The sequence below is a fragment of the Paraburkholderia tagetis genome (assembly GCF_022213065.1).
GTDB lineage: Bacteria > Pseudomonadota > Gammaproteobacteria > Burkholderiales > Burkholderiaceae > Paraburkholderia > Paraburkholderia tagetis.
This window is the reverse complement of the sequence record NZ_JAKLJA010000009.1, coordinates 53,673-80,534: the sequence shown is the minus strand read 5'-3', so window position 1 is coordinate 80,534 and position 26,862 is coordinate 53,673. Positions and strand designations below refer to the sequence as shown.

Annotated in this window: 23 protein-coding genes and 1 pseudogene; 8 read left to right on the top strand and 16 right to left on the bottom strand. The window is 65.1% G+C overall.

What is annotated here, in order from left to right; translation table 11 throughout:
• Positions 1–60: 60 nt before the first annotated feature.
• The 5 genes from leuS to L5014_RS13725 all read right to left on the bottom strand — a co-directional run bounded on the left by leuS (position 61) and on the right by L5014_RS13725 (position 6,149).
• On the bottom strand, positions 61–2,655 hold the full coding sequence (gene leuS, locus L5014_RS13745) for a leucine--tRNA ligase (RefSeq protein ID WP_238464295.1): 2,595 nt from the start codon (positions 2,653–2,655) through the stop codon (positions 61–63).
• A 203-nt stretch (positions 2,656–2,858) separates the two neighbouring features.
• Positions 2,859–3,293, bottom strand: a complete 435-nt coding sequence (locus L5014_RS13740) for an ExbD/TolR family protein (RefSeq protein WP_238464294.1) — start codon at positions 3,291–3,293, stop codon at positions 2,859–2,861.
• 79 nt (positions 3,294–3,372) lie between these two features.
• A complete protein-coding gene (locus L5014_RS13735) occupies positions 3,373–4,104 on the bottom strand; it encodes a MotA/TolQ/ExbB proton channel family protein (RefSeq protein WP_238464293.1) in 732 nt (243 codons plus the stop codon).
• 67 nt (positions 4,105–4,171) lie between these two features.
• Positions 4,172–4,969 carry a 4-hydroxy-tetrahydrodipicolinate reductase gene (dapB, locus tag L5014_RS13730; RefSeq protein WP_238464292.1) on the bottom strand — a complete coding sequence of 266 codons (798 nt, stop codon included), beginning with the start codon at positions 4,967–4,969 and terminating at the stop codon, positions 4,172–4,174.
• A gap of 259 nt (positions 4,970–5,228) precedes the next feature.
• Entirely contained in the window at positions 5,229–6,149 is a 921-nt protein-coding gene (locus L5014_RS13725; protein WP_238464291.1) for an outer membrane protein assembly factor BamE, read from the bottom strand.
• 135 nt (positions 6,150–6,284) lie between these two features.
• Between L5014_RS13725 and fur the strand changes: the two genes are divergently transcribed.
• Positions 6,285–6,713 (top strand): ferric iron uptake transcriptional regulator, encoded by a 429-nt coding sequence (gene fur / locus L5014_RS13720; protein WP_035534104.1) that lies wholly within the window; start codon positions 6,285–6,287, stop codon positions 6,711–6,713.
• Between the two features lie 220 nt (positions 6,714–6,933).
• Here the strand turns inward: fur and L5014_RS13715 are convergent, their stop codons facing one another.
• Together L5014_RS13715 and L5014_RS13710 are read right to left on the bottom strand one after the other, a co-directional pair.
• Entirely contained in the window at positions 6,934–7,446 is a 513-nt protein-coding gene (locus L5014_RS13715) for an ureidoglycolate lyase (protein ID WP_238464290.1), read from the bottom strand.
• A gap of 153 nt (positions 7,447–7,599) precedes the next feature.
• Positions 7,600–8,943 (bottom strand): C4-dicarboxylate transporter DctA, encoded by a 1,344-nt coding sequence (locus tag L5014_RS13710; protein ID WP_238464289.1) that lies wholly within the window; start codon positions 8,941–8,943, stop codon positions 7,600–7,602.
• A 252-nt stretch (positions 8,944–9,195) separates the two neighbouring features.
• Here L5014_RS13710 and L5014_RS13705 point away from each other — a divergent pair, with 252 nt between their 5' ends.
• Complete coding sequence (locus L5014_RS13705; protein ID WP_238464288.1) at positions 9,196–9,942, top strand: FadR/GntR family transcriptional regulator; 747 nt, start codon at positions 9,196–9,198, stop codon at positions 9,940–9,942.
• A 90-nt stretch (positions 9,943–10,032) separates the two neighbouring features.
• Here L5014_RS13705 and gap read toward each other — a convergent pair whose 3' ends face one another.
• The gene (gene gap, locus L5014_RS13700) at positions 10,033–11,043 is read right to left on the bottom strand and encodes a type I glyceraldehyde-3-phosphate dehydrogenase (protein ID WP_238464287.1); all 1,011 of its coding nucleotides are present in this window, start codon (positions 11,041–11,043) and stop codon (positions 10,033–10,035) included.
• A gap of 148 nt (positions 11,044–11,191) precedes the next feature.
• Positions 11,192–13,228: a transketolase gene (gene tkt / locus L5014_RS13695; RefSeq protein ID WP_238464286.1), complete on the bottom strand. Its 2,037-nt coding sequence runs from the start codon at positions 13,226–13,228 to the stop codon at positions 11,192–11,194.
• A gap of 672 nt (positions 13,229–13,900) precedes the next feature.
• Between tkt and L5014_RS13690 the strand changes: the two genes are divergently transcribed.
• Positions 13,901–14,314, top strand: coding sequence for a VOC family protein (locus tag L5014_RS13690; RefSeq protein ID WP_238464285.1), 414 nt, complete (start codon positions 13,901–13,903; stop codon positions 14,312–14,314).
• Positions 14,315–14,333: 19 nt separating this feature from the next.
• Positions 14,334–15,074 carry a 16S rRNA (uracil(1498)-N(3))-methyltransferase gene (locus L5014_RS13685; protein ID WP_238464284.1) on the top strand — a complete coding sequence of 247 codons (741 nt, stop codon included), beginning with the start codon at positions 14,334–14,336 and terminating at the stop codon, positions 15,072–15,074.
• Between the two features lie 168 nt (positions 15,075–15,242).
• Here the strand turns inward: L5014_RS13685 and L5014_RS13680 are convergent, their stop codons facing one another.
• From L5014_RS13680 to L5014_RS13670, 3 genes and pseudogenes are all read right to left on the bottom strand, one after another.
• On the bottom strand, positions 15,243–15,800 hold the full coding sequence (locus L5014_RS13680) for a barstar family protein (protein ID WP_238464283.1): 558 nt from the start codon (positions 15,798–15,800) through the stop codon (positions 15,243–15,245).
• 16 nt (positions 15,801–15,816) lie between these two features.
• Positions 15,817–16,086, bottom strand: a pseudogene (locus L5014_RS13675) (ribonuclease); the annotation flags it as partial.
• A gap of 552 nt (positions 16,087–16,638) precedes the next feature.
• Complete coding sequence (locus L5014_RS13670) at positions 16,639–18,933, bottom strand: NADP-dependent malic enzyme (RefSeq protein ID WP_238464281.1); 2,295 nt, start codon at positions 18,931–18,933, stop codon at positions 16,639–16,641.
• 180 nt (positions 18,934–19,113) lie between these two features.
• Between L5014_RS13670 and thiL the strand changes: the two genes are divergently transcribed.
• From thiL to L5014_RS13650, 4 genes are all read left to right on the top strand, one after another.
• Entirely contained in the window at positions 19,114–20,172 is a 1,059-nt protein-coding gene (gene thiL / locus L5014_RS13665; RefSeq protein ID WP_238464280.1) for a thiamine-phosphate kinase, read from the top strand.
• Positions 20,162–20,785, top strand: a complete 624-nt coding sequence (locus L5014_RS13660) for a phosphatidylglycerophosphatase A family protein (RefSeq protein ID WP_238464279.1) — start codon at positions 20,162–20,164, stop codon at positions 20,783–20,785. The genes thiL and L5014_RS13660 overlap by 11 nt, the downstream gene beginning before the upstream one ends.
• Before the next feature lie 86 nt (positions 20,786–20,871).
• Positions 20,872–21,372 (top strand): CinA family protein, encoded by a 501-nt coding sequence (locus L5014_RS13655; RefSeq protein WP_238464278.1) that lies wholly within the window; start codon positions 20,872–20,874, stop codon positions 21,370–21,372.
• A gap of 101 nt (positions 21,373–21,473) precedes the next feature.
• Positions 21,474–22,058, top strand: coding sequence for a cupin domain-containing protein (locus tag L5014_RS13650; RefSeq protein ID WP_238464277.1), 585 nt, complete (start codon positions 21,474–21,476; stop codon positions 22,056–22,058).
• 499 nt (positions 22,059–22,557) lie between these two features.
• Here L5014_RS13650 and pyrF read toward each other — a convergent pair whose 3' ends face one another.
• The 4 genes from pyrF to L5014_RS13630 all read right to left on the bottom strand — a co-directional run bounded on the left by pyrF (position 22,558) and on the right by L5014_RS13630 (position 26,860).
• Complete coding sequence (gene pyrF, locus L5014_RS13645; RefSeq protein ID WP_238464276.1) at positions 22,558–23,373, bottom strand: orotidine-5'-phosphate decarboxylase; 816 nt, start codon at positions 23,371–23,373, stop codon at positions 22,558–22,560.
• A gap of 104 nt (positions 23,374–23,477) precedes the next feature.
• The gene (locus L5014_RS13640; protein ID WP_238464275.1) at positions 23,478–24,722 is read right to left on the bottom strand and encodes an aldose 1-epimerase; all 1,245 of its coding nucleotides are present in this window, start codon (positions 24,720–24,722) and stop codon (positions 23,478–23,480) included.
• Positions 24,723–25,052: 330 nt separating this feature from the next.
• Complete coding sequence (locus L5014_RS13635; protein ID WP_238464274.1) at positions 25,053–26,003, bottom strand: SMP-30/gluconolactonase/LRE family protein; 951 nt, start codon at positions 26,001–26,003, stop codon at positions 25,053–25,055.
• Positions 26,000–26,860 carry an SDR family NAD(P)-dependent oxidoreductase gene (locus L5014_RS13630; RefSeq protein ID WP_238464273.1) on the bottom strand — a complete coding sequence of 287 codons (861 nt, stop codon included), beginning with the start codon at positions 26,858–26,860 and terminating at the stop codon, positions 26,000–26,002. Before L5014_RS13630 ends, L5014_RS13635 begins: the two co-directional genes overlap by 4 nt.
• Positions 26,861–26,862: the final 2 nt, after the last annotated feature.

Below are 26,862 nucleotides of genomic sequence, written 5' to 3'. Positions count from 1 at the left end.
TGGTTCAGAACGGCGGCGGCGCACGATGCGTCGATCATGCTCCGCCGCCAGCACGTCATGTCAGACCACGACGTTCACGAGACGGCCCGGCACGACGATGATCTTCTTCGGCGCGCGCCCTTCGGCGAACTTCGCGAACATCTCGTGGGCGAGCGCGGCCGCTTCGATCACGTCCTTGCCCGCATCCTTGGCCACCGTGACGGCGCCGCGCACCTTGCCATTCACCTGCAGCACGAGTTCGATCTCGGCCTGCTCCAGCGCCTTTTCGTCGACCTTGGGCCAAGGGGCATCGAGCAGCGTGCCGAATTCGTCGGCGTAGCCGAGCGCCTTCCAGAGCTCGAACGTGAGGTGCGGCACGACCGGATACAGCACGCGCAGCAGCACGCCGAAGGTCTCGCGCTGCACGCCCGCGCCGGCGCCCTTGGCGCCTTCGATCGCGTTGAGCATCTTCATCGCCGCCGAAACGACGGTGTTGTACTGCAGACGCTGATAATCGAAGTCGGCCTGCTTGAGCACGCCATAGACTTCGCGGCGCACCGTCTTCTCGACGTCCGAAAGCGCGGCTGCGTCGAACGACGCGCGCGACTGAATCGCTTCGGCGTTCGCATAGCCGAACGTCCACACGCGGCGCAGGAAGCGGCTCGCGCCCTCCACGCCCGCGCCGGACCATTCGAGCTGCTGCTCGGGCGGTGCCGCGAACATCGTGAACAGACGCGCCGTATCCGCGCCGTACTGGTCGATCAGCACCTGCGGATCGACGCCGTTGTTCTTCGACTTCGACATCTTCTCGACGCCGCCCAGCACCACGGGCTGGCCGTCGCCATTGTGCGTCGCGCCGACCGGGCGGCCCTTGTCGTCGTGCGTGACCGTCACATCAGCCGGGTTGTACCAGGTCTTCTTGCCCGATGCGTCTTCGCGGTAGAACGTCTCGTTGAGCACCATGCCCTGCGTGAGCAGGTTCTTCGCCGGCTCGCCGAACTTCACGAGGCCGAGATCGCGCGACACCTTCGCCCAGAAGCGCGAATACAACAGGTGCAGGATCGCGTGCTCGATGCCGCCGATGTACTGGTCCATCGGCATCCAGTGGTCGGTGCGATCGTCGACCATGGTCTTCGCATCCGGCGCCGCGTAGCGGTAGAAGTACCACGACGAGTCGACGAAGGTGTCCATGGTGTCGGTTTCGCGCTTCGCAGCGGCGCCGCACTTCGGGCACTTGCAGTTCAGGAAGGCTTCCGACTTCGCGAGCGGGTTGCCCGTGCCGTCCGGCACGAGGTCTTCGGGCAGCACGACCGGCAGATCCTGCTCGGGCACCGGCACATCGCCGCAGCTCGGGCAATGGATGATGGGGATCGGCGTGCCCCAGTAGCGCTGGCGCGAAATGCCCCAGTCGCGCAGACGCCACGTGACCTGCTTGTCGCCGTAGCCGTGCGCCTTGAGGTCGGCCGCGACTGCGTCCACAGCCTGCTGGTAGTTCAGGCCGTCGAACTTGCCGCTATTGACGCAGACCGCGCGCTCCTTGTCGCCATACCATTCCTGCCAGCCGTCGAGCGAGTAGGTCTCGCCAACCGCTGCGATCACCTGCTTGATCGGCAGGTCGTACTTCTTCGCGAACGCAAAGTCGCGCTCGTCGTGGCCCGGCACACCCATCACCGCGCCTTCGCCATAGCTCATCAGCACGTAGTTGCCGATCCACACCGGCACCTGCTCGTTCGTGATCGGGTGCGTGACCGTGAAGCCCGTGTCGACGCCCTTCTTCTCCATCGTCGCCATATCTGCTTCGGCCACGCCGCCGCGCTTGCATTCGTCGATGAACGGCAGCAGCTCCGGCTTGTCCTGTGCGAGGCGCGTGGCGAGCGGGTGCTCGGCCGCGATCGCGCAGAAGGTCACGCCCATGATGGTGTCGGCGCGCGTGGTGAACACGCGCAGCAGCTTCTTCTCGCCGTCGATCTCATACGGGAAGCCGAAATTCACGCCGAAGCTCTTGCCGATCCAGTTCTGCTGCATGATCTTGACGCGCTCGGGCCAGCCGAGGCCGTCGAGGTCATTGAGCAGTTCATCGGCGTACTGCGTGATGCGCAGGTAGTACATCGGGATTTCGCGCTTTTCCACGAGCGCGCCCGAGCGCCAGCCGCGCCCGTCGATCACCTGCTCGTTGGCGAGCACGGTTTGATCGACCGGGTCCCAGTTCACCGTGCCGGTCTTCTTGTAGGCGATGCCCTTCTCCAGCATCTTCAGGAAGAACCACTGGTTCCACTTGTAGTAGTCGGGCTTGCAGGTGGCGATTTCGCGCGACCAGTCGATCGCGAGGCCCATCGACTGCATCTGGCCCTTCATGTACTCGATGTTCGAGTAAGTCCACTGCGCCGGCGGCACGCCGTTGGCCATCGCGGCATTCTCGGCGGGCATGCCGAACGCGTCCCAGCCCATCGGCATCAACGTGTTGTAGCCGTTCATGCGCAGATAGCGGTACATCACGTCGTTGATCGTGTAGTTCCGCACGTGGCCCATGTGCAGCTTGCCCGACGGATACGGCAGCATCGAGACGCAGTAGAACTTGGGCTTGTCGGCCGTTTCGGCCGTCCGGTAAGCGTCGCTGGCGCGCCATTCGCCTTGCGCGGCGGATTCGACGTCGGAGGGAACGTATTTTTCGAGCATGGTGTGGATGGGGAACGCGGATTCGGGCGGATTCTGCCTGGTTCGGTGCCGGATGCACCGGGCCGGTCGTGCGCGGCGGCCCGAACACAAGCCCGGGCGCGACGCTCGCTGGCTGCGGCCGCTTCAGCAGCCGCTTTTTTACAGGGAAACGGTGATTATACCGTTGAGTTGGTCGCGCTCTGCGCTACCGTTGTTCGACCCACTCAATGCTGGCCGGGCGGCGGCGGCTCGGTCACGAAACCGATGCGCGCAAGCCCCGCCTGCTGCGCGGCACCCATGACCTGGGCGATGACTTCATAGCGCGTCTCGCGCGCGGCGCGCAATTGCAGCTCGGGCTGCTGGGCCTCGGGCGCCTTGCCCGCAGCGGTGAAGCGCGTGCGCAACTCATCGAGCGAGATAGGCTGGGCATTCCAGTAAAGTTTGCCTGCGGCGTCGATGGAGAGCGTGACGGTCTGCGGCGTCTGCTGCACGGGCTCGGCCGCGACCTGCGGCAGATCGAGCCGGATCGCATGCGTGAAGAGCGGCGCGGTGATGATGAAGATGACGAGCAGCACGAGCATGACGTCGATGAGCGGCGTCATGTTGATATCGGCCATTGGCGCCGAATCGCGTTTCTTCTCGAGTCCGCCGAATGCCATGTGCGTCGTTCCTCGCGAGTTGCCGGTCAGTCAGTGCAGTCGATGGGCGGGTCAGTGCGGATCGAATGGATCGAAAGAATCAAAAGGACCCGGCGCGCACGTCTTCGCGCTGCGCGCCTTGCGCACCCTCGCGACGCGGCGCCGTACCCTCGGGCGCACAGGCCCAGGCGTGCAGATCGTGCGCGAAGCCGTCGAGATCGTCGCCGAGCTGGCGTGCAAGGCGCCCGAGCACGTTGTAGGCGAGCACGGCGGGAATCGCCACCACCAGGCCGAACGCCGTCATGATGAGCGCTTCGCCCACCGGCCCGGCCACGTTCTCGATCATCGCCTGGCCGCTCGTCGCGATGCTGCCGAGCGCATGATAGATGCCCCAAACCGTGCCGAGCAGCCCGACGAACGGCGCCGTGCTGCCCACCGAAGCGAGCAGCACCTGCCCGAATTCGAGCCGCCGCTGCGATGCCTGGAGCGCGCCGCGCAACGCCCGCAGCACGCGCTCGCCACGGTCCACGCGCGCGAGCAGCACACCCGGTGTGTCGGCCTCGGCGCATGCGAGCGCCGCCTCGGCGAGCGGCAGGAACACGCGCTCGCGGTCGAGCGCGCGCATCGCGCCCACGCCGTCCGCAAGCGAACGCGCCTGCCAGAACTGCGCAACCGCGCGGGGACCTTGGCGCTTCGCGCGCACGAGCACCCAGCTCTTCACCAGCAGGAAGCACCAGCTCGCGATCGACATGGCCAGCAGCACCCACGCCACAGCGTGGGTGACGGCGTCGCTCGTCTGCAGATAATGGATGACTCCGGTACTCGCTGCCATGGGATCTCGCCTGCCTCCGTGTCGACTGCTGGTGGCGCTGGCGCGCGGTCGGCCCAGCAAATGACGCTCAGCGCAAGCCGAGCACGTCCTGCATATCGTACAGGCCCGTGGCCTTGTCTTGCAGAAAGCGCGCCGCGCGCACGCTGCCCTGCGCGTAGGACAGGCGGTTCGACGACTTGTGCGTGATCTCGATACGCTCGCCGATTCCGGCAAACAGCACGGTATGGTCGCCGACGATATCGCCGCCGCGAATCGCCGAAAAGCCGATCGTCGACGGATCGCGCTCGCCGGTCACGCCGTTGCGGCCGTACACCGCGCAGTCGTCGAGATCGCGCCCGAGCGCGCGCGCCACGGCCTCGCCCATCGCAAGCGCGGTGCCCGAGGGGGCGTCGACCTTATGGCGGTGATGCGCCTCGATGATCTCGATGTCGTAACCGGTCTCGAAAAAGCGCGCCGCATATTCGAGCAGCTTGAGCGTAACGTTCACGCCCACGCTCATATTGGCGGCGAACACGATGCCGACTTTCTGCGCGGCGGCCCCGATCTGTGCCTTTTGCTGGGCGTCGAAGCCCGTCGTGCCGATCACCACCTTCACGCCATGGCGCTGCGCGGCCTCCAGGTGGACGAGCGTGCCTTCGGGGCGCGTGAAGTCGATCAGGCACTCGCTTTTCGCGAAGACCTGCTCGATATCGTCGGTGATCTGCACGCCGGTTTGCATGCCGAGGAACGCACCCGCGTCCTGGCCGAGGGCGGCCGAGCCCTTGTGCTCGAGCGCGCCCGAAAGGGTGACCTCGGGGGAATTCAGGACGGTTTCGATGAGCATGCGGCCCATGCGGCCCGATGCTCCGGCGATTGCGATTTTCATGGCTCTTCCTGCGAACGTGAAACCGGCAGCGCCGCCAGCCAAAAACCGTCGACGACCGAATGGGTGTCAAGCGGCTATCAGGCGACCATCAAGCGGCCATCGGGCGACCGTCAAGCGGACGCGGGACGCTGCCAAAAAGCGCGGCGGCCCGAAGCCGCCGACGAAATGCCCAGCGCATGGCGCCAGGCCCTGTATGTTTTCCCGCGCCGACTCCCCGAGAAGCGAGCCAGGCTCGCGAGCCCGATGTGCGGCGCCGGGATCAGCCGCCCGTGCTCGAGTTCGCCGGCGCCTGGGGCGGCGCGGTGAGCGGCGCATTCTGCGACGGCGGCAGCGGGTTCGATTCGTTGCCGCCAGTGCCCTGCGCGCCGGGAGCCGGACCCACGGGGTTCGACGGCGGCACGCCCTGGATTTGCGGCATCGGCTTGCGCTGCAGCTGAATCTGCGACGGCATCGTGCCCACGCCCTGCGGCAGCGCGGTCGAGGTCGGCGTGCCCGATCGCACCGACGGCGTCAGGCCAGACGGCGTCTGCACGGCTTCCGTGGCGCGGTTCGCGGCCGCGGCGGCTTGCGCGTTCGCGTCGAGCGGCAATTGCGAAGTGGCGGTGCCGAGCTCCGAGGACGGCGTGCGCGCCGTGTCGCCGACGGTCGGGCCCGTGGCGCCTGCGGCCGAAGCCTGCGCGGCGGCAGGTGCCGACGCGCCCGAGGCCGGCGCGGCCGCGACGGCCTTGACCTTCTTGCCCGATTTATCGCCGTCGATTTCGGCGAGCAATTCGAGGTTCGACGGCAGGTCTTCGCCGCCCGACCAGCTCGTCACGCGGTCGCCGTCGAACATCACGACGAAATCACGCTGCTGGACCACGGCGGTCGAGCCGCGCTTGAAATAGAAGACATAGTCCCAGCGGTTTGCGTGGAACATGTCGGTCAGGAGCGGCGTGCCGAGCAATTGCTTGACTTCGGCGCGAGACATGCCTGCGTGCATCTGCGCGGCGGCTTCCTGCGAGACGAAGTTGCCCTGCACGATGGTGATGCGGTATGGCGTGATGCTTTGGGCAACACGCTGCGTCAGGCTGTCGTAAGTGCCGCATCCGGCGAGCGTCGCGAACGCGGCCGCGGCCAGCAGGGTGCACCCCACGCGGCGGCCGCTCAGGCGACGGCCGATCGTTGTGAATTCTGGAATCATTTCCCTCACCGTGCGGGCTTGTCGCGAAGCCGCGCGTATTCTGTGGACGTTCGTTCGAGTTCCGCCGCAACTGCCCGGAACGGCAAAAACCCGTTAACATAAGAACCCAGCATTGTACTCCAGGGACTTATCGTCATGACCAATCCAACCGATCTCAAGAACATCGGCCTCAAGGCGACGCTGCCTCGCCTGAAGATCCTGGAGATTTTTCAGCATAGCGCCGTGCGTCACCTCACCGCCGAAGACGTGTATCGCAACCTGCTGAACGAGGAGCTCGACATCGGCCTCGCCACGGTTTACCGGGTGCTCACGCAGTTCGAGCAGGCAGGTCTGCTCACGCGCAGCAACTTCGAATCCGGCAAGGCCGTGTTCGAGCTCAACGAGGGCAGCCACCACGACCATCTCGTGTGCCTCGATTGCGGCCTCGTCGAGGAATTCTTCGACCCCGAAATCGAAAAACGCCAGCAGTCAATTGCCAACGAACGTGGCTTCAAGCTGCAAGAGCACGCGCTCGCGCTGTACGGCGCCTGTACGAAGGAAAATTGCCCGCACCGCAAGCACTGAGCGAGCAGCGCGCGTGCGCGGGGCGGGGAATCCCCGGCACGCGCGAGCTAAAACGCCACGGCAAACCTGCCGTGGCGTTTTCGTTTTGGGGCATGCCTGGGCGTCGTGCCTGGGCGCCATAATCTGGCACCGCGATTTTGAGAGGCGTGCGCCCCGGCGGGATTCGGCGCGTGCGGCGCCGGGCCTTGTCGCGAGGGCTGCTCAGCAGCCGCGCCGAAGCTCAGGCGAGAGCGACAGCCTCATCGGCGTGCACGAGCCGCCAGGTGCCGTCCAGCGCGAGCTCGTCGCAGTTCGGCTGCTGGCCGCCGCGGTCGACCACGAGAAAGTCGCTCACGCGATCGAACGCGAGCAGCGGATGGTGCCAGACGCCTTTCGCATAATTGACGCCCTGCCCGCTCTCGACCCAGAACGCGCGCAATTGTGTCGGATCGAGTTCGCCCGCCGGCGCGACGACCACGGCGTAGCGCACGTCGCCGAGCGGCACGAACGCCTGGCTGCCGAGCGGATGCCGCTCCATCATCGCGATCTCGATGGGCCAGGCGCGCGGCTGGGCGCGAAATACGCTGACGATGGGCCGGCCACCCGCCTCGCCCACGTCGATCGACGCCAGATCGTGAAAGCGCTCCGTGGTGCCGCCGTTGATCGGGAAATGGTGCGCGCCGTCGAGTTCGATCACGTCGCCGAATGGCGCGAAGGCCTCGCGCGTCAAGGGTTCCAACAGCAGGGTTTTCATGCGAGCTCCTCGCTCAGGCCAGTTCGCCCGACACTCCGGCACGGGATGCCATCGTCGGGGAAGATATTCAATTGCATATGCGAGAGCGCGCCGGACACCGCGGTCACGCTCTCGAAGACAGGCCGCCCGCACGGGCAGGGCGGCGCATTCGGTTCAGAGCGCGTGGGCAGGCTTGCCGCCGAGCGCCGGGGCATCCATCTGTGCATCGGCTTCGTCTTCGCCCGCCGGCGCGTAGAGGTAGCCTTCTTCGAAGTTCAGCACGCGCTTCGCACGCGCCTTGTCGATGTCGCGCTCCCACACCGCGACCACCACGGTGGCGACGCAGTTGCCGATCATGTTCGTGAGTGCGCGGGCGATGCCGACGAACCAGTCCACCGGCAGAATCAGCACGAGGCCGAGCACGGGGATCGCGGGAATCGCGGAGAGCGTCGCGGCAAGAATCACGATCGCCGAGCCGGGAATACCGTGCGCGCCCTTGGACGTGATGAGCGACACGAGCACCACCACGATCAGATCGTGAATCGAAAGCGGCGTATTGGTGGCCTGCGCGATAAAGATCACGGCGAGCGTGAGGTAGATCGAGAAACCGTCGAGGTTGAACGAATAGCCGGTCGGAATCACGAGGCCGACGGTGGAGTCCTTCACGCCCATCCATTCGAGCTTGCGCATGATTTGCGGCAGCACGGCGTCGGACGATGCGGTGCCGAGCACGATCGAAAGCTCTTCACGCAGATAGCGGATCAGCTTGAAGATGTTGAAGCCCGCGAGCCGCATCACGATGCCGAGCACGACCACGACGAACACCGCGCAGCTCGCGTAGAACACGACCACGAGGAAGCCGAGTTGCTTGAGCGAGGCCACGCCATAAGTGCCGGTCGTGAACGCGATCGCACCAAGCACGCCGAGCGGCGCGAGCTTGATGATGAAGCCCATCACGCGGAAGAACACGTGCGAGAGCTCGTCGATGATGGTGTGCACGCGCTGCGCCTTCGGGCCGAGCAGCGAGAGCGCGCTGCCGAACAGCACCGAGAACACGAGGATCTGCAGGATGTCACCCTTCGCGAACGCGTCGAACGCGGTATCGGGAATGATCTTCAGCAGAAAGCCAGCGGTGTCCTTCAGGCTCTTGGCGTGCTCCGTGTAGGTCGCGAGCGAGGCCGCATCGAGCGAATGCAGGTCCACGTTCATGCCGGCGCCCGGACGCGTCGCATACGCGAGCACGGCGCCGATCACGAGCGCGACGGTCGTCATTGCCTCGAAGTAGACCAGCGATTTGAAACCGACGCGGCCCACCTTCTTCAGGTCGCCCGCGTGACCCATGCCGCCCACGACCACGCAGAACACGATCGGTCCGATCACCATCTTGATGAGCTTGAGAAAGCCGTCGCCGAGCGGCCGCAAGGACTGGGCGAAATGGGGAAATACCGCACCAACTACGATGCCCAGTACGAGGGCAATCACTACACGGCCAAATAGCGAATTGAAGAACTTCCTCACGACTGTCTCCTTGGGGGGGCGATCAACTGTTCCGACTGGTCTGACCAGATCTGTTATGGCGAATAGTAGAAAGCCGATATAGTGGAGTCAAGGAAGTTGAGCGCGGTGTTTACCCTTGCGTGGTCAGACCAGCTAGCAGACCAGCCCAACCATCGCGCGCCGCGCCAGAAGGTTTTGATGCGGCGCACCATGCAGGTGCGCTGGGTAAGACTACAATGCAGGTCAGACCACGCGAGTGCTCCACGTCATCCGATGAAGAACGTTCCGCATACCGTTACCGACGCCGCCGTTGCCACGATCCGCGCACGGATCGAAGGCGGCCTGTACCCGGTCGGCAGTCTCCTGCCCGCCCAGCGGCAACTCTCCGAGGAGTTGGCGATCAGCCGCGCGTCGCTGCGCGAAGCGCTTTCGACGCTCGAAGCGCTCGGCATGCTGTCGATCCGCGCGGGCAAGGGTGTCTACGTGACGAATGCGCAAGCCACGAGTGCTCACCCATGGCGCTTTGCCGATCAGTCGTCGCTGCCCGACACCTACCAGATGCGCTACGCGCTCGAAGGCTTCGCCGCACGCATGGCGGCGCTCGCGATCGGCGACGCCGACATCGCCTGGCTCGAGCACAACACCGGGATGCTGCATGAGGCGCTCGCCTGCGAGGAGCTCGACGAAGCCGCGCAACTGGACTTCGAATTCCACATGCGCATCGTGAGTCTCGCGGGCAATTCGGCGATCGAGTCGATCCTGCGCAGCAGCGCCGACATCATGAAGGAGAGCCAGCGCATGCCGTTCTACCGGCGCGAGCTCGTGCTCTCCACGCATCGCGAGCACAGCCTGATCGTTGCGGCGCTCAAGGCGCGTGACAGCGCGGCTGCGGGCGCAGCCATCGAAGCGCATATCGCCAATGCGGCCCAGCGCGCGGGCGTCTACTTCCCGAGGCCACCCTCGCCTGCATCGCCCGCCAGCGCGCCCGCCCCGGCGCCTGCCATCGACGCCGGAAAATAAGGTCGAAAAAAAACCGCCCCGAATGACTTCGGAGCGGTTTTTTTCGTGGCACGCGCCGGACCTTAAGGCCCGGCGGCGGCACAAGCGGGCTTACTTCGCGTTCGCGAAAGCAACCGCCGTATCCAGCATGCGGTTCGAGAAGCCCCACTCGTTGTCGTACCAGCTCGACACCTTCACGAGACGGCCCGAGACCTTCGTGAGCGTGGCGTCGAACGTCGACGATGCCGGGTTGTGGTTGAAGTCGACCGAAACCAGCGGTGCTTCGTTGTAGCCGAGGATGCCCTTGAGCGCGCCTTCCGAAGCTTCCTTCATGATCGCGTTGACTTCTTCGACCGTCGTGTCGCGCTTGGCGATGAACGACAGGTCGACGATCGACACGTTGATCGTCGGGACGCGGATTGCGTAGCCGTCGAGCTTGCCGTTCAGTTCCGGCAGCACGAGGCCAACGGCCGAAGCGGCGCCCGTCTTCGTCGGGATCTGGCTTTGCGTGGCCGAGCGCGCGCGGCGCAGGTCTTCGTGGTACACGTCGGTCAGAACCTGGTCGTTCGTGTACGCGTGGATCGTCGTCATCAGGCCGGTTTCGAGGCCGATCTTGTCGTTCAGCGGCTTGACGAGCGGTGCCAGGCAGTTGGTCGTGCACGATGCGTTCGAGATGACCGTGTGCTCGGCCTTCAGCACGTTGTGGTTCACGCCGTAGACGATCGTTGCGTCGACGTCCTTACCGCCCGGCGCCGAGATGATCACCTTCTTCGCGCCGCCCTTCAGGTGCGCGCTGGCCTTTTCCTTGGTCGTGAAAAAGCCCGTGCACTCCATCACGACGTCGACGCCCAGCTCGCCCCACGGCAGCTCGGCCGGGTTGCGGTTGGCCAGCACGCGGATACGGTCGCCGTTCACGACGAGGTAATCGCCGTCCACCGACACGTCGCCGGGGAACTTGCCGTGTGCCGTGTCGTATTGCGTCAGATGCGCGTTGGTCTTCGCGTCACCCAGGTCGTTGATCGCTACGATCTGGATGTCGTGCTTCTTGCCGTTCTCGTAGAACGCGCGAAGCGTGTTACGGCCAATACGGCCGTAGCCGTTAATAGCGACGCGAATGGTCATGGTTTATCTCCTGAGGGCTGAAAAATCCTGATACCGATGCTGCTGGCGCGGCCCGCCTCGCTGGGGCGGCGCGACGGGGCGCGCACAACGAATTCAAAAACGAATTCAAAAACAACGGGCCCGCGCAAGGCGGGCCCGAGAGCGAAGCTTAGTTGTCGAGCGCAGCCTTGGCCGTGGCAACGACCTTCTCGACCGTGAAGCCGAAGTGCTTGAACAGCACGCCTGCCGGGGCCGATTCGCCGAACGTGTCGATACCGACCACGCCGCCTTCGAGGCCCACGTACTTGCGCCAGTAGTCGGTCACGCCGGCTTCGATCGCCACGCGGCGCACGCCCTTGGGCAGCACGCGCTCGCGGTATTCGGCGTCCTGCTTGTCGAACACGTTCGTGGACGGCATGGACACCACGCGGGCGCCGATGCCTTCGCGCTGCAGCGCTTCGACGGCCTTCATCGCCAGTTCGACTTCCGAGCCCGTGGCGATCAGGATGATCTTGCGGCTGGGGATATCGTCGTTCCAGTCCTTGAGAACGTAGCCGCCCTTCGCGATGTTGGCGATCTGGGCATCCGTGCGCTCGTTGAACGCGAGGTTCTGGCGGCTGAACACCAGCGACGACGGGCCGTGATGCGCAATCGACTCGGTCCAGGCCACTGCGGTTTCGACGGTGTCGGCCGGGCGCCAGAGCGTCATGTTCGGGATCAGGCGCAGGCTCGCGACCTGCTCGATCGACTGGTGCGTCGGGCCGTCTTCGCCAAGGCCGATCGAATCGTGCGTGAACACGAAGATCGACGGGCACTTCATCAGCGCGGCCACGCGCAGCGCGTTGCGGCTGTAGTCGGAGAACGTCAGGAAGGTGCCGCCGAACGCCTTGTAGCCGCCGTGCAGGTTAATACCGTTGAGCGCCGCGCTCATGCCGAACTCGCGCACGCCGTAATTGATGTGGTTGCCCCACTGGATGCCGGTCTCGCCTTCCTTGGCCGCGCGCACGGCCTTCGAGGCCTTCCAGTTGGTGAGGTTCGAGCCGGTCAGGTCGGCCGAGCCGCCGAGCAGTTCGGGCAGTGCGGCTGCGAGGCCTTCGATGGCCTGCTGCGAAGCCTTGCGCGTCGCGACGGTTTCCTTGCGCGAATCCGCGCCGGCGACGATCTGGGCAGCCTGCTGCGCCCACTCGGCGGGCAGCTTGCCAGCCATGCGGCGCTCGAACTCGGCGGCTTCGGCCGGGTACTTGGTCTGGTATGCGGCGAACTGCTCGTTCCACGCGGCTTCGAGCTGCGCGCCGGCAGCCTTGGCGTCCCAGTCTGCGTAGACTTCCTGCGGCAGCGTGAACGGCTCCCACTTCCAGCCGGCTGCTTCGCGCCACTTGGCGATTTCTTCGCCGCCGAGCGCCGCGCCGTGCACGTCGTGGCCGCCCTGCTTGGTGGGCGCGCCCTTGCCGATGATGGTCTTGCAGCAGATCAGCGTGGGCTTGTCCGACGCTTTGGCCTTCTGGATGGCCGCGTCGACGGCGTCCACGTCGTGGCCGTCCACGTGCGGGATCACGTTCCAGCCGTAGGCCTGGAAGCGCTCCGGCGTGTTGTCGTGGAACCAGTTGACCACGTCGCCGTCGATCGAGATGCCGTTGTCGTCGTAGAGCGCGATCAGCTTGTTCAGCTTGAGCGTGCCGGCAAGCGAGCAGGCTTCGTGCGAGATGCCTTCCATCAGGCAGCCGTCGCCGAGGAACACGTAGGTGTGGTGATCGACGATCTTCGCGTCGACCTTGTTGAACTCGGCGGCGAGCAGCGCCTCAGCCAGCGCCATGCCGACCGCGTTCGCCAGACCTTGGCCGAGCGGCCCCGTGGTGGTCTCGACGCCCGGCGTGATGCCGTACTCGGGGTGGCCCGGCGTCTTCGAGTGCATCTGACGGAAGTTCTTCAGCTCCGCCATCGGCAGGTCGTAGCCGGTCAGGTGCAGCAACGAGTACAGCAGCATCGAACCGTGGCCGTTCGACAGCACGAAACGGTCGCGATCGCTCCAGTGCGGATTGGTCGGGTTGTGGCGCAGATGGCGCGACCACAGCGCGACGGCGATCTCGGCCATGCCCATGGGCATGCCCGGGTGGCCGGAATTCGCTTGCTGAACGGCGTCCATGGACAGCGCGCGAATCGCGTTGGCCATTAATTGAGTGGTAGCGGGGGAGGACGAGGTCGTCATGTCGAGTCCGGGGAACGAGTACAAAAAGCGGCTTGGGGCGGCTGTGTTCAACAGCAGGCGCGCAGCAGCGTTGGTTCCGGAAGCTCGGCAAAAACGTTCGCTACGGCGCGCGATGCGGCGCCAGGAAGACGCAAACGGCCAGAGCAAACGGAGAGGGCTGCAAAGGGCGATATTCTAACAGATCGTGGGGACTTTCCCTGGCTGTAGGATTTGCCCGAGGCCACGGCTGGTCTGGAATTCGAAGTAGATCCGCCCCCAACACTGCCTGAGCGCATCCGGTGCGCGGCTGCGCAGCATGGGAGTCGCGCTGATGGGCGCTGCCAGGCGGCGGTAGCTCGGCCGCATGTCCGTATATTTACCTCAACTTGGTCCGATTTATCTGCCTTGACCTTGCCGCGCCCCTTTCGTCTCACCGCCGATGCCCTGTACGGTTTTCCCGACACCTGCGCACGCGTTAGCCAACTGAGCGGAGCACGGTTGTATGGTGCGCGCCTGCATGCGGCACGTCTGACGGCGCCTCAGTCCTCCCGCGATAAACTAGGCCAATTCCTACAGTTTTAGGAAGCGCAACGTTGGAGAATCGCTGAGTTCGTTACATTCTTTTGCGTGCCAGCCGACTCAGACAGCCTCCAGCAACTCCGCCTCGCCCTAAACCCGAACCGGGAGAATCCGATGACCCCACCCCGCCCCGCCGGCGTGCCGTGGCTGACGCCGTATCTGACGGTGCGCGACGCGCGTGCCGCAATCGAGTTTTTCCGGGCGGCTTTCGGCTTTGCGGTACGGGATTGCGTGGAGGACGACGGTGCGGTGATGCATGTGGAAATGACCTATCGCGATCAGTTGATCGTGATGTTCGCGCCGGAGGGCGCATTCGGTTCGACGGCGCGCACGCCGAAGAGCACGGATGCTATCGCCCCCCAATCCTTTTACCTTTACGTCGACGATGTCGACGCGGTGTATGCGCGAGCGCTGGACGCTGGCGCGAAATCGTTGAGCGAGCCGCAGGACCAATTCTGGGGTGACCGTTTTGCTCAGGTCGAAGACCTCGACGGCTACCGCTGGGCGCTTGCTCGCCATCTGTCATGAAGCAATGAGAACTTGTCTTATGCCCCGTTTTTTCGTCGGAAACTCTTTACAGTCCGGCGACGTCTTCACTCTCCCGGACGAAGTGACGCGCCACGTTCAGGTGCTGCGGTTGCAGCCCGGCGACACGATCGTGCTATTCAACGGCATGGGCGGTGAATTCAGCGCTGAAATTATCGCCATGGAGCGTCGCGACACGCAGGTGCGCGTCGGCCCGTTCCGCGACATCGAGACCGAGCCGCCGTACCGGCTCACGCTCGCGCAAGGCATTGCCGGCAGCGACAAGATGGACTGGCTGATCGAAAAAGCGGTCGAACTGGGCGCGACGAACTTCGTGCCGCTCACGACCTCGCGCAGCGTCGTGCGCCTCGTGGGCGAGCGCGCGGTACGCCGCCAGTTTCATTGGCAGCGCATCGTCCAGGCGTCGTGCGAGCAATGCGGGCGCAACCGCATGCCCGAAGTCAGCGCCACGCGCGAGATCGGCACGTGGCTCGGTTCATTGCCCAAAACGCCTGGTGAAGGCGAATTGCGCGTGCTCCTTTCGCCGCGCGCGAATGTCTCGTTTGCAACCCTGCCGCACACCCCGCCGCAAGGCGAGATCACCGTGCTAGTGGGCCCGGAAGGCGGCTTTTCGTCACCGGAAGAAGCAGCGGCGCTCGATCACGGCTTCATCGCCGTGGGGCTCGGGCCGCGCATCCTGCGCACCGAAACGGCGGGCATCGCCGTACTCGCCGCACTGGCCGCGCGCTGGGGCGGCTGGTAAAGGGCCGGCCAAGGCAGGCAACGCCAGGCAGGTAAAAATGACAAGGCCCGCCGCATGTCATCATGCGGCGGGCCTGTGTATTTTTGTCGCAAGAATGCGACGGCAATCAAACAGCAAAAATAGCAAACGACGGGCAAGCGATAGCGCCCTCAAGGCGCCGCATATCGCTCAGGCGAACGAATAAAAGACGCGGAACGGCACCTTGCGCTCGCCCCAGTACTCCGAAGCTTCGCGGAACACGTCGAGCAGCGTCTCGCGCCCGTCCTTGTCGAACTTCTGCGCGATCGGCAGGCCATCCAGCACGACCACGAAACCCGGTTGTTCACCGGCCTTTTGCACCAGATCGGTCAGGCAGTCGTACAAACCATCGTAGTTCTTGCCGAAATGCTTCGGAAAGAGAAACGATGTGGCAATGGTTTCGAGCACTTCCTGCTTGGTCTGAGCGTTGGCGCAATACGCGTAGAGGAAATGCTGTTGCAGCCGCTGCGCCTCGTCGGCGAGATCCTGCACGCGAAACGCGCGGATCGACTGGACGATATTCGGCCTGACGGTCGAAAACAGGCTCATGGCCTCCTCGTTCAATGAATTCGCTTCGCTCCTGCGCGCGGCATCGCGCTGCTGGTCGTCGTGATGCATCTGCATGACGCGCTGGAACAGGTTGCCCTCGCCGGACGCGAACAGATCGCTCGCGACCTGCGGGTCGTGCGCGTAAGTGTTATCGCTCATGCTGCTTTTCCCGGTGTCATTCAACAATTCGCTTAAAACTGGCGTAGTGGTCGTCGGTGTAATAACAGTTATCCGTGCGTCGGAGCGGACCGCCGCAGACGATGCGCCGCGCGCCACGGTTGTGCGCACGGGGCGTCGGGACAGTGTATTCGTGGTAGTAGCCGCGCCGCTGTCGCGGCAACTGCCGCTCGTAGTTGCCGAACACGACGCCGTCCTTCTCGAACGGATAAGGCCCGCCTTCAGCAACCAGACTGAGCGTGTTGACCGCTTCGCGCGGCAACTCGCCCACGCTCACCGTGCCAACCGATGCTCCAGCGTCGTCCGGCGCCTGAGTACGCGCTGCGGCGCCTTGCGAGCACACCAGCGCCATCGCCAGAAAAACGCCTGACGCCGCCGATGCAAAACGCCGGAGATGCCGAATCCGGCTTGAACGCTTTTCAGAATACCCACTAAAACAATGGCTTGCACGGGCCGACCCGGCCAATGCGCCGCCACCTTTCGTGGTCGTATCATCAGGCAGTCCTATACGTACCATGCACGTACCATCCCCGGATTTCCGCCTCTCGGATCACGCGTTCGACGACCATGAAAGACGTAAGGGTATCGCTAATGGTCCCTGGAAGCAATCACGCACCCGCGAGGGCACACCGGGCTTGACCGCGCACAAGCGTCAAACCGGTAAATTTTACAACCGTGGAAATGGTGCCATACGACACCAGACATCAACCTGAAACGCGGGTCCAAGACCGGCGGCGAGCGGCGCGCCGCCGGTACGAAGCCATCTGTGCGAAATATCAGACCGCAGGGGATGCGGCCTGATGCGAGCTTGCCCGAAAAACTAACGCGCCGCGTTCACATCCGCGACCAGCAGTGCAGCCATGTTGACAATCCGGCGCACGGTGGCCGAAGCGGTCAGCACATGCACCGGCTTGGCCGCGCCGAGCAGCATCGGGCCGATGGCAATGTTGTTGCCCGCCGCCGTCTTCAGCAGGTTGTACGAGATGTTCGCAGCGTCGATGTTTGGCATGACGAGCAGATTCGCGTCGCCTTCCAGCGTCGACTCCGGCAGGATCTCGCGGCGCAGGTTCGCGTCGAGTGCGACGTCGCCGTGCATCTCGCCGTCCACCTGGAGGTCCGGCGCGCGCTCCTTGAGGATCTCCAGCAGATCGCGCATCTTCTGCGCCGAAGGCGCGAGGCTCGAACCGAAGTTCGAATGCGAGCACAGCGCGACCTTCGGCTCGATGCCAAAGCGCCGCACCTCCTCGGCCGCCATGATCGTGATCTCGGCAAGCTGCTCGGGCGTCGGGTCGACGTTCACGTGCGTGTCGACCACGAAGATCTGGCGGTTCGGCAACACGAGCGCGTTCATCGCTCCGTAGACATTGCAGCCCGCCTTCTTGCCGATCACCTGGTCGATGAAATGCAGATGGCGGTGCGTCGTGCTGACGGTGCCGCAAATCATGCCGTCGGCCTCGCCCTTCTCCACGAGCATCGAGCCGATCAGCGTCGTGCGGCGGCGCATTTCGAGCTTCGCCATTTGCTGCGTGATGCCCTTGCGCGCCATCAGCTTCGCGTAGCTCTGCCAAAACTCGCGGTAGCGTTCGTCGTGGTCGGTGTTGACGACCGTGTAGTCCTGACCCGCGACAAGACGCAGGCCGTAGCGCGCCATGCGCTGCTCGATCACTGCCGGGCGGCCGATCAGGATGGGCTTCGCGAGTTTTTCGTCGACCACGATCTGCACCGCGCGCAGGATGCGCTCCTCTTCGCCCTCGGCGAACACGATGCGCTTCTTCTCCGGCTCGGCGGCGCGCGCGAGCTGGAAGATCGGCTTCATGGTCGTGCCGCTGTGATAGACGAACTGCTGCAGGTGCTGCATGTAGGCATCCATGTCCTCGATCGGACGCGTCGCGACCCCTGAATCCATCGCCGCTTTGGCGACGGCCGGCGCGATCTTCACGATCAGGCGCGGATCGAAGGGCTTCGGAATCAGGTATTCCGGCCCGAATTGCAGATCCTGGATGCCGTAGGCGGTAGCCACGACGTCGCTCTGCTCCTGACGCGCCAGTTCCGCGATCGCATTCACGGCGGCGATTTCCATCTCGCGCGTGATGGTGGTCGCGCCCACGTCGAGCGCGCCGCGGAAGATGAACGGGAAGCACAGGACGTTGTTCACCTGGTTCGGGTAGTCCGTGCGGCCCGTCGCGAGCACGGCGTCCGGACGCACTTCGAGCGCGAGTTCCGGCAGGATTTCCGGCGTGGGATTCGCGAGCGCGAGGATGAGCGGGTTGCCGGCCATCTGCTTGACCATTTCCGGCTTGAGGACGCCGCCTGCGGAAAGGCCGAGAAAAATGTCGGCGCCTTCGATTACTTCGGCGAGCGTGCGCGCTTCGGTTTCGCGTGCGAAGCGCTCCTTGACCGGGTCCATCAGCTCGGTACGGCCCTTGTAGACCACGCCCGCGAGGTCGGTCACATAGATGTTCTCGAGCGGCAGGCCAAGGTCGACCAGCAGGTCGAGACACGCCAGCGCCGCCGCGCCCGCGCCCGAGGCCACGAGCTTCACCTTCTTGATGTCCTTGCCCACGACCTTCAGACCGTTGGTGAACGCCGCCGCCACCACGATAGCCGTGCCATGCTGGTCGTCGTGGAAGACCGGGATCTTCATGCGCTTGCGCGCTTCACGTTCGACGATGAAGCATTCCGGCGCCTTGATGTCTTCCAGATTGATGCCGCCGAACGTGGGCTCGAGCGCGGCGATCACGTCCACGAGCTTGTGTGGGTCCGTCTCGTTCAGCTCGATGTCGAACACGTCGATGCCCGCGAACTTCTTGAACAGCACCGCCTTGCCTTCCATGACCGGCTTCGACGCGAGCGGCCCGATGTTGCCGAGGCCCAGCACGGCCGTACCGTTCGACACGACGCCCACGAGATTGCTGCGCGCCGTGAAGCGCGCGGCGTTCAGCGGATTCTCGACGATCGCTTCGCACGCGAACGCAACGCCCGGCGAGTACGCGAGCGAGAGGTCGCGCTGGTTGATCATTTGCTTGGTCGGCGCAATCGCGATCTTTCCCGGCACAGGAAATTCGTGATAGTCGAGGGCGGCTTCGCGAAGCTTGTTCGTGGCGGAATTCGACATGGCAGGCAGGACGTGAGTGCAGACTAGAATGGCAAGATCTGGATCGATCGCATTGTAGCGCCAATCCACAACAGCATTCTTTACAGATGGAGCGCATCTGCCGCGACCGGAACGAGGGAAACGCCCCGCCGGCGGGGCTCGCGCCAGACCATCCGAGCCATTTGCCATAGACCTTTCGTCATGCTTTCCGAGTTCTCCCTGATCGACCGTTATTTCGCGCGACGCGCACGCACCAACACGCGCCGCGCCGCGCTGGGCATCGGCGACGATTGCGCGCTGATCGCGCCCGCAGCCGGCGAGATGCTGGCCGTTTCGACGGACATGCTCGTGGAGGGCCGTCACTTCCTTTCCGACGTCGATCCTCACGCGCTCGGCCACAAGGCGCTCGCCGTGAATCTCTCCGATCTCGCCGCGATGGGCGCGGCGCCGCTCGGCTTTACGCTCGCGTTCGCACTGCCCAAGCCGCGCGAGGACTGGCTCGAAGCGTTCAGCCGCGGGCTTTTCGAGCTGGCCGACCGGTATGGCTGCGAGCTGATTGGCGGGGATACCACCGCCGGGCCGCTCAATCTATGCATCACGGTGTTCGGCTCCGTGCGCCAGGACGCCGCGCTTCGGCGCGATGCGGCGCAGCCCGGCGACGACATCTGGGTGTCGGGTACGCCCGGCAACGCGCGTGCCGGTCTGGGCGTGCTGCGCGGCGATTGGCCGCAAGCGCGGATCGATGGCGCCGACGCCACGCATTTTCGCCGCGCGCTCGAATACCCCGAGCCGCGCGTTGCGCTCGGCCTCGCGCTCGCCGGCATCGCACGCGCGGCGCTGGACGTCTCCGACGGCCTTGCCGGCGACCTGCGGCACATCCTCGAGCGTTCGCATGTGAATGCCGAGATCGACGTGGACGCGCTGCCGCTCTCGGACGCGCTCGCGCGCCTGCCGCGCGCGCTACAGCTGCAATGTGCGCTCGCCGGCGGCGACGACTACGAACTCTGCTTCACGGCGGCGCAAGCGCAGCGCGGGGCCGTCGAGGCAGCGGCGCAACAGGCGGGCGTGCGCGTGACGCGCATCGGTACAATAACTTCTCCTGAGACGGCCGCCTCCCCCGCATCGGCCGGGACCGCCGATGCGGTCGATGCGCAAACAAGGCGCACCACGCAGGCGTGGCCCGCGATCGCGTGGCGCGACGCGTCCGGTGCGCCGCTCAATCTGACGTTGCAAGGCTTCGATCATTTCCATGCAGACTGACCCCACGCCCTCGCCCGCCGACAAACTCGCGACGGCCGGCCAGCCCGTTTCCGGCTCGCCCGGTACAAACGGTACAAACGGTGCGAACGGCGCCACAAGCCCCAACGCCGCGAACACCGCCAGCACGGGACCGCGCCGCGCCGACGCGCCGTTCATGCTCACGCATCCGCTGCATATCATCTCGCTCGGCTTCGGCGCCGGACTTTCGCGGCTCGCGCCGGGCACGGCCGGCACCCTGTTCGCATGGGCATCCTTCGAGGTGCTCAACCGCTACTTCACGGTGCTTGACTGGGGCCTCTTGATCGTCGTGGGTTTTCTTGCCGGCATCGGCATCACCGGCTTCACCGCGAAGACGCTGCGTACCGAAGACCCTTCGGCCATCGTCTGGGATGAGATTGTCGCGTTCTGGCTCGTGCTGCTGATGATCACGCCCATCGGCTTCATGGGCAAACTCTGGGCGTTCGTCGTATTCCGTCTCTTCGACACGGTCAAGCCGCCGCCCATCCGCTATTTCGAGCGCTGCTTCAAGGGCGGCTTCGGCATCATGCTCGACGACCTCGTTGCCGCGTTCTTCACGCTGCTCGTGGTCGCGCTCTGGCGCATGTCGGTCTGAGCGCCACGCACGCCTCACACGCCGCCACCGCTCCCCAAAAGAACACAAGCGAACACAAACCGCCACACCGCCACGGACACTTCTTCATGTCTACCGATTCCGTCGTTCACCAACTCGCCATCCGCGCCGGCAACAAGCTGCGTGACGCCCGGATCATGCTGGCCACCGCCGAGTCCTGCACCGGCGGCATGGTCGCCACCGCCATCACCGACATTTCCGGCAGCAGCGGCTGGTTCGAACGCGGCTTCGTCACGTATTCGAATCAGGCGAAGACGGAGATGATCGGCGTGCCGGCCGAGCTCATCGAAAAGCACGGCGCCGTGAGCGAGCCAGTCGCGCGCGCGATGGCCGAAGGCGCGCTGCGCAACAGCCGGGCACAAGTTTCGCTCGCCATCACAGGCGTCGCCGGCCCGGGTGGCGGCACGCCGGAAAAACCGGTCGGCATGGTGTCGTTCGGCTGGAGCAACCGGTTGCACACGAGCGTCGAAACGCTGGTCTTCAAAGGCGACCGCGAACAGATCCGCGTGCAGGCTGCAACCCATGCGCTGCGAGGGCTGCTGGCGCTGATCGACGAAAAGGAACGCTGAAGCCGTCCGGCCTCCTCGAACGCCCAACGCCCGGAGATGACCGACCCTACGCCAAACCTGACAGCGTCGTGCGATCGACAAGGACAAGGAGGCCCGCACCCATGACCATCGAGAATTCAACCGCCCCGGCCAGCGTCCGGAATGCCGGCAGCGCCGTCGACGAACTGATCCGCCGCTTCGGGCTCGAACCCCATCCGGAAGGCGGCTACTACAGCGAAACCTACCGTTCGGACAAGCTGGTCCGCCGCGACGGCACACCGGCCGACGAAGGCCTGCGCGCGGCCTCGACCGCGATCTACTTCCTCCTCGCGAACGGCGCCTATTCGGCCTGGCACCGCATCCGGTCCGACGAGCTGTGGCACTTCTACGCGGGCTCGCCCGTCGAGATTCATTCGATCGACGAGCGCGGCGTCCTCTCCACGCGCAAGCTCGGCCACGCGCTCGATCATCCGGGCACGGTATTTCAGGCGGTGGTGCCCGCAGGACACTGGTTCGCGGCGCGCTGCTGCGACCCGTCCACGTATGCGCTCGTGGGCTGCACGGTTGCGCCGGGGTTCGAGTTCAGCGAGTTCGAGATTGCGGATGTGAATGCGCTCGTCGACAAATACCCGCTGCATCGCGGGATCCTCGAGCTATTCGGCAAGCCGGCTGGGATAGCGGGAATAGCGGCCGCAAGAAAGGATTGAGCTGCGTTCGGGAACGCGAGTGCTTTTTTGAAGCGCCCGTGCGGGCGCCGTGCACAAAAAAGAAGCGGCGCACCCATGGATGCGCCGCAAAAGCCCTGCCAAATGCGGATGGTCACACCGACCATCCGCGACACGCTCCCTACAGCGTGTTCCGTTGGAGCGTCGCCTGATGACTGGCGACGATCGCCATTCGTCGACCGGGAACGAGACATTTGCCTGGCTGGTCTGCGCGCCCGGCGCTGCGAGCCAGGGCAATCACGCGTTGGCCCCTACAGAAGCAGGCCAATAGCGCGTGCCGGAACTCCGATGAACAAGCGGAGGAAATCACGAATCTCTCCTACAGCTCGCCCACAACGGCTCAGATCTTACTGAGGGAGCGTCGGGTATCGAATGGGACTTTTCTTAATTACTTCAAATACACGAGGATCTTTCTTAGTTTCGGGAAGCGCGAATACAGACTCCAAGGCGGGCCGGTGCCCTGCGCACCGGCCTGCCGGCATCAGCGATACGCGTTGATCCTGTCGCGCGTTTCCTCAGCAGCCCTTGCAGCCGCCTGCGCGTAATCCTCGCCTTTGCTCGCGTAGATAATCGCGCGCGACGAGTTGATGAGCATGCCCGTGCCGTTGGCGGTGCGGCCCGCCTTCACCGTGGCTTCGACATCGCCGCCTTGCGCACCGATGCCCGGAATCAGGAGCGGCATGTCGCCGACGAGCGCACGCACCGTCTCGATTTCCTTCGGAAACGTCGCGCCCACCACGAGGCCGAGCTCGCCGCTCGCGTTCCACTTTTGCGCAGCGAGTGAGGCCACGATCTGGTAAAGCGGCTTGCCATCGACGGTGAGGAACTGCAGGTCGGAGCCGCCGGGGTTCGAGGTGCGGCACAACACGATCACGCCCTTGCCCTCATGCGCGAGCCACGGCTCGATCGAATCGAAGCCCATATAGGGATTGACCGTCACGGCGTCGGCCTTGAAGCGCTCGAACGCCTCGCGCGCGTACTGCTCGGCGGTGCTGCCGATGTCGCCGCGCTTGGCGTCCAGGATCACGGGCAGGCCCGGATGCTTCTCGTGGATATGTGCGATCAGCGCTTCGAGCTGGTCTTCGGCGCGGTGCGCGGCGAAGTACGCGATCTGCGGCTTGAACGAGCACGCGTAGGGCGCCGTGGCGTCGACGATGTCACGGCAGAACTCGAAGATCGCATCGCTGCGGCCCGCCAGCGCGGCCGGGAATTTCGTGGGCTCGGGGTCGAGGCCGACGCACAGCAGCGAGCCAGTGCGCTGCCAGGCGGCACCGAGGGTCTGAGTAAAGGAAGTCATGGTGAAGACTCGCGGTGAGCTGGTGTAGGGAAAACGGCGCGTATTTTACCCGGCTTGGCTGCCGGCGCCCCGCACTCGCGTCGCACAGCCCTCCGCGGCAAACCTCAGCCCGCCGCGCGCCGCCCGCGCCCTCCCTTCGCGCCTCGCGCCCCGGCCCGCCCGCGCGCGCCTTGACGGTGCGGGCTTGCCGTCTCGCGCATGTCCATACGCTCGACGGTGAAGCTGAATGTGCGCACGAGCCGCTCGCCGTGGCCGAGCACGGTCATGCCGTGCGCCCCGCCGCCGCCTTCGAGATTGACCGCGTTGATCGGATGATCGACGGGCTCGAAGCAAAAGAAGTGCTCGCCAGGCGGCGTGTAGAGCACGTAATAGTCGGTGTTCGCGCAGATCGAGAGCGAGAGCCGGCGGCGCTCCCAGACCACGGCCGCCCGCCCGCTCCAGCCGCTGAAGGCGTGATTCACCAACTGTTCTGGCAGCGGATACGCCACGCCGAACTGCCATGCGGGCGGCGCAGGCACGTGACGCACTGGCAGCCAGTCGGCGCCCGAAAGCCACAGGCCACTTGCGGGCGCGGAAAGCTCGGTGCTCGCGTCGCGCGCGAGAAACGGATGAACACCCAGGCCGAACGGCAGTGCCTCGCGCCCCATATTCTCCACTTCGAGTGTCATCGCCAGCGTTGCGCCATCGAGCGCATAGGTAAGCACGGCGCGATAGGCGTAAGGCTCGCCGCCGCTGCGGTCGAGCACGAGGCGCACGCGCTCGCGGTCGGCCTCCGCGACAGTCCAGTGCGCAAGCCACCCATCACCGTGGATCGGCAGTGGCTCGCTCGCGCGATTGCGCGGCACTTCGACCTGCCGTCCATCGAAATGAAAACGCCCCGCGCCGATACGGTTCGAATACGGCAGCAGCGGGTAGCACGCCAGATCGTTCGGATCCATGCGTGCGCTCACGCGCTCGCAGCGCCGGAACACCGGCTCGAGCGCGCCTTCGCTGCGCCAGTCGAAACGCGTGATGCCGCCGCCTAGTTGGGGCGCGACGTCGAGTCTCAGATACGCATTCGCCAGCGTCACGCAAGTCACGTCGCTCGTGCCAGTCGCGCCAATCGCCACCGCCGAAGTGCTCGGGCCCGGCAGGACAGGGGGAGTAGCGGCTTCGAGGCGCGCGCGGCGCGTAGCGGCGGGCGAGGTGGTGGACGATGCGGCGGACGAGGCGGTGGACGAGGCGGTGGACGAGGCGGTGTATGAGGTGGAAGAGGTTGATGACGCGCCAGGTGGCACGCTTGCGCTGCTGGCGCCTGAGGTCATGGTGGAACGGGCAGGTCGACGCACAGCGGAATTCGCAACGCTCATGAGATGTGCTCCTCGAGAGGCATGTTCGATCACCGCCGCAAAAGGCGGCTCACCGGTGGCCTGGCGGCACCGTGCCAGTTCGTGCACGGGCCCACGGCCGCTTCTTGTATTCGCCCTTCTCCTTCTTGTCGTACCGGCCGCCCAGGCAATCACTGGCAAGCCGACTGCACACTACCGATCGACTGCATCTGTTGCCGAACTACAACGACTACCCATGCTCAAGCGATGCGCGGTGCGCGCCATAGCGTGCACCTCGCGCCGGCGGCCACGCGAGCAGACCGCCTTGCAAAATGAATCGAATACCTTTCAAGCAACGCCTGATTAACCGCTTCAAGCGCGCCGACGCCCCTGAAACAGCGGCTCCGCAAGGCCCACGCGGCTGATTCGGACTGCGAACACGCCGCCTGCGTGCGGCTCGCGCTCGAGCATCGCCTCGTCCATTTCCGCACGCGCGCTCGTGACGTAGAGCGTGTCCAGCAGCGCTCCGCCGAGCGTAACGCAGCTTGGCTGCGCTGTGGGAATCTTTACGCGCCCGGTTTCCAGGCCGTCGGCGCCGTAGCGCACCACGCGCTCGCCGCCCCATTGCGCGTTCCACAGGCCGCCTTCGGCATCGACGGTCGAGCCGTCCGGCACGCCGGTCTCGTCGGTCAGCACAGCGAAAGTGCGCTGGTTTGCAATCGTTCCGTCCGCGCCGTAATCGCACGCGCGTATCTCGCGCGTGGGCGAATCGCAGTAGTACATCGTCGATCCATCCGGGCTGAAGGCGATGCTGTTCGAGATCGCCGGTGCAGGCAGCGGCAGGCGTTCGAGCGTGAGGTCGTGATTCAAACGGTAGAACCCGCCGATCGCCTGCATCGGCTCGGCTTCGTACTTCGTGCCGAACACGAAGCGGCCCTGGCGATCGCAGCGCCCGTCATTGAGGCGCGTGGGCACGCCGGGCTCGACCTCGACGATGGTATCTATCGCGCCCGTTTCCAGGTCGAAGAATGCAAGCCGCGATTCGAGACCGAGCAGCAGCGTGCGCTCGTCCTCGCAAAGTGCGAAGCACGCCAGTCGTTCAGGCATGTCCCACGTGACATGCTTTTCGCCGGATGCGTTAGCGTCATAGCACGCCAGACGCTTGCCTTCGATGTCGGTCCAGTAGAGGCGGCCACTACGCGTGCACCACGTCGCGCCCTCGCCCAGCTCGCATTTCGCGTGCACCAGCAACTCGGCCACGGCTTCGTTCGATGCGCCTTCGCTTTTCTTTTCGTTATCGCTTTCGTGATCCGTCGCGCTCATGCCCAGCCTCCGTCCACCACGATGTCCTGCGCCGTGATCATGCGGCTGTCGTCGGCCGCGAGAAAGAGCGCCATGCGCGCGAGGTCCTCGGGCAGCAGTTCGGCGTCGATGCACTGCCCGCGCCTGATCGCCTCGCGCCCTTCGTCGGTGAGCCACAGGCGCCGTTGCTTCTCGGTCATCACCCAGCCCGGCACGAGCGAATTCACGCGAATGCCATATCGGCCAAGGTCCTTCGCGAGCCCGCGCGTGAGGCCCTGCACCGCCGATTTGCTCATCGTGTAGACGGGCAAATCGGCCTGCTTGAGCATCCAGCTGATCGAGCCCAGATTGATGATCGAGCCCGCATGCGCGGACTTCATGTCCTCGGCCACGGCCTGCGCCGCGAAGAGCTGATGCCGCAAGTTCACGGCAACCCCTGCGTCGAACGACTCGGGCGTGACTTCGGCCAGCGTGTGCCGGCGGTCGTTGGCGGCATTGTTCACGAGCACCTCGATGGGTCCGAGCGCCGCTTTGACGTCGGCGACGGCGGCGCGCAGCGCGGCGATATCGGTGAGGTCGCAAGCCAGAAAAAGCGGCTTGTGGCGCGAGTCGCCAAGCTCGTCGGCCAGCGCCTGACCTGCGCTCGCGTCGATATCGAAGAACGCCACGCGCGCGCCCTGCGCGGTGAAGTGCTCGACGAACGACGCTCCGATGCCGGTCGCGCCGCCCGTTATCAACACCACGCGCCCAGCGAGGCTCGGGTAGCACGCATAGCTTTCGTGCGCATGGCGCGCTTTCGCGTCCGCGGGTGCGTTGACTGATGCGCTGGTTGGTGCGCTGGTTGGTGCGTCCGTTGAGGCGTTGGCGGAAGACGTCATCG

Excerpts from the sequence above, each read along its gene's own strand:
- leuS (WP_238464295.1), bottom strand. The coding sequence starts at position 2,655 with ATGCTCGAAAAATACGTTCCCTCCGACGTCGAATCCGCCGCGCAAGGC.
- L5014_RS13740 (WP_238464294.1), bottom strand. The coding sequence starts at position 3,293 with ATGGCATTCGGCGGACTCGAGAAGAAACGCGATTCGGCGCCAATGGCC.
- L5014_RS13735 (WP_238464293.1), bottom strand. The coding sequence starts at position 4,104 with ATGGCAGCGAGTACCGGAGTCATCCATTATCTGCAGACGAGCGACGCC.
- dapB (WP_238464292.1), bottom strand. The coding sequence starts at position 4,969 with ATGAAAATCGCAATCGCCGGAGCATCGGGCCGCATGGGCCGCATGCTC.
- L5014_RS13725 (WP_238464291.1), bottom strand. The coding sequence starts at position 6,149 with ATGATTCCAGAATTCACAACGATCGGCCGTCGCCTGAGCGGCCGCCGC.
- fur (WP_035534104.1), top strand. The coding sequence starts at position 6,285 with ATGACCAATCCAACCGATCTCAAGAACATCGGCCTCAAGGCGACGCTG.
- L5014_RS13715 (WP_238464290.1), bottom strand. The coding sequence starts at position 7,446 with ATGAAAACCCTGCTGTTGGAACCCTTGACGCGCGAGGCCTTCGCGCCA.
- L5014_RS13705 (WP_238464288.1), top strand. The coding sequence starts at position 9,196 with ATGAAGAACGTTCCGCATACCGTTACCGACGCCGCCGTTGCCACGATC.
- gap (WP_238464287.1), bottom strand. The coding sequence starts at position 11,043 with ATGACCATTCGCGTCGCTATTAACGGCTACGGCCGTATTGGCCGTAAC.
- tkt (WP_238464286.1), bottom strand. The coding sequence starts at position 13,228 with ATGACGACCTCGTCCTCCCCCGCTACCACTCAATTAATGGCCAACGCG.
- L5014_RS13690 (WP_238464285.1), top strand. The coding sequence starts at position 13,901 with ATGACCCCACCCCGCCCCGCCGGCGTGCCGTGGCTGACGCCGTATCTG.
- L5014_RS13685 (WP_238464284.1), top strand. The coding sequence starts at position 14,334 with ATGCCCCGTTTTTTCGTCGGAAACTCTTTACAGTCCGGCGACGTCTTC.
- L5014_RS13680 (WP_238464283.1), bottom strand. The coding sequence starts at position 15,800 with ATGAGCGATAACACTTACGCGCACGACCCGCAGGTCGCGAGCGATCTG.
- L5014_RS13670 (WP_238464281.1), bottom strand. The coding sequence starts at position 18,933 with ATGTCGAATTCCGCCACGAACAAGCTTCGCGAAGCCGCCCTCGACTAT.
- thiL (WP_238464280.1), top strand. The coding sequence starts at position 19,114 with ATGCTTTCCGAGTTCTCCCTGATCGACCGTTATTTCGCGCGACGCGCA.
- L5014_RS13660 (WP_238464279.1), top strand. The coding sequence starts at position 20,162 with ATGCAGACTGACCCCACGCCCTCGCCCGCCGACAAACTCGCGACGGCC.
- L5014_RS13655 (WP_238464278.1), top strand. The coding sequence starts at position 20,872 with ATGTCTACCGATTCCGTCGTTCACCAACTCGCCATCCGCGCCGGCAAC.
- L5014_RS13650 (WP_238464277.1), top strand. The coding sequence starts at position 21,474 with ATGACCATCGAGAATTCAACCGCCCCGGCCAGCGTCCGGAATGCCGGC.
- pyrF (WP_238464276.1), bottom strand. The coding sequence starts at position 23,373 with ATGACTTCCTTTACTCAGACCCTCGGTGCCGCCTGGCAGCGCACTGGC.
- L5014_RS13640 (WP_238464275.1), bottom strand. The coding sequence starts at position 24,722 with ATGAGCGTTGCGAATTCCGCTGTGCGTCGACCTGCCCGTTCCACCATG.
- L5014_RS13635 (WP_238464274.1), bottom strand. The coding sequence starts at position 26,003 with ATGAGCGCGACGGATCACGAAAGCGATAACGAAAAGAAAAGCGAAGGC.
- L5014_RS13630 (WP_238464273.1), bottom strand. The coding sequence starts at position 26,860 with ATGACGTCTTCCGCCAACGCCTCAACGGACGCACCAACCAGCGCACCA.